Below are 976 nucleotides of genomic sequence, written 5' to 3'. Positions count from 1 at the left end.
AATGAACTTCCCGGCGTGGAATGTATTTCTGGCGATGGAACATTTTATGTCTTTCCAAACTTCCAGGGTGCTATCGACAATCTAGCGAATATATCTAACGATGTTGAAATGGCCGAGATGCTGCTAAGTGAAGCAGGTGTGGCACTTGTACCTGGGTCTGCTTTTGGGTCTCCTGGATGCATGCGCCTAAGCTTTGCAACCAGCATGGAAATATTAGAGTCAGCAATTTCACGTCTCAAAAAAGTACTTTAAGGTCTTGACCTGGGCCGCTTTGCTCTTTAGTATACGCGGCCTTGATTAACGAAGTCTTCGTTAGTCTTCTGTTCCCCGATAACTCAGTTGGTAGAGTAGCGGACTGTTAATCCGTTTGTCGCTGGTTCGAGCCCAGCTCGGGGAGCCAACTTCTTATTCCCACTTTCCTAACTTTATCAAAGCTGCGCTTTGAATTAATTCTTTGTAGATCCACTCCAATCTATAGACCAGGCCTAAGACCTGCAGGATACAACCAGACCGTTTTTTTCACCCCCAAATAAGCCACATCGATTTGCCAACTATAAATATCGCAAACACAAACAAAAAAGCCCCTTACTTTCGTAAGAGGCCTGCCTTTAATCTCAACTATTAAAACTAGTTAAAGCTAATAGCTTTCTGGTAGAAACTTGCCGGGATACGTATATTTGTAGTAAATGATCTGAAGTCTGCATTCTCATCACCATCATCCAGAATAACCTCAATACTTCCACCTTCGCGCTCCAGGAAGCCCTTAACAGCATCCATACCAACACCACGCCCTGAAACGTCCGTAACCTCATCCGCAGTAGAGAAGCCCGAGGAGAAGATCAAATTAGCGATTTCACTCGCTGAAGGCTTCGGATCGGATTCTGCATAAATACCCTTCTCGATCGCCATTTTATAGATACGGCTAATTGCAATACCGCGCCCGTCATCGCGAACCGCAAGGTTTGCCAAATCGTCT

General features: G+C 45.1%; 2 protein-coding genes and 1 tRNA gene. 2 read left to right on the top strand and 1 reads right to left on the bottom strand.

What is annotated here, in order from left to right:
- Together A3763_RS12450 and A3763_RS12445 are read left to right on the top strand one after the other, a co-directional pair.
- Positions 1-252: aminotransferase class I/II-fold pyridoxal phosphate-dependent enzyme (locus A3763_RS12450; protein ID WP_156495069.1), on the top strand; the 252-nt coding region annotated here is incomplete at its 5' end.
- A 72-nt stretch (positions 253-324) separates the two neighbouring features.
- Positions 325-400 (top strand) — tRNA-Asn (locus tag A3763_RS12445).
- A gap of 227 nt (positions 401-627) precedes the next feature.
- Here the strand turns inward: A3763_RS12445 and A3763_RS12440 are convergent.
- A partial coding sequence (locus A3763_RS12440) for an ATP-binding protein (RefSeq protein ID WP_231872188.1) occupies positions 628-976 on the bottom strand: 349 nt, incomplete at its 5' end.

Source organism: Oleiphilus sp. HI0128, from assembly GCF_001635365.1.
Note: the sequence above shows the minus strand (reverse complement) of the source record. Positions and strands in the feature narration are given on the sequence as shown.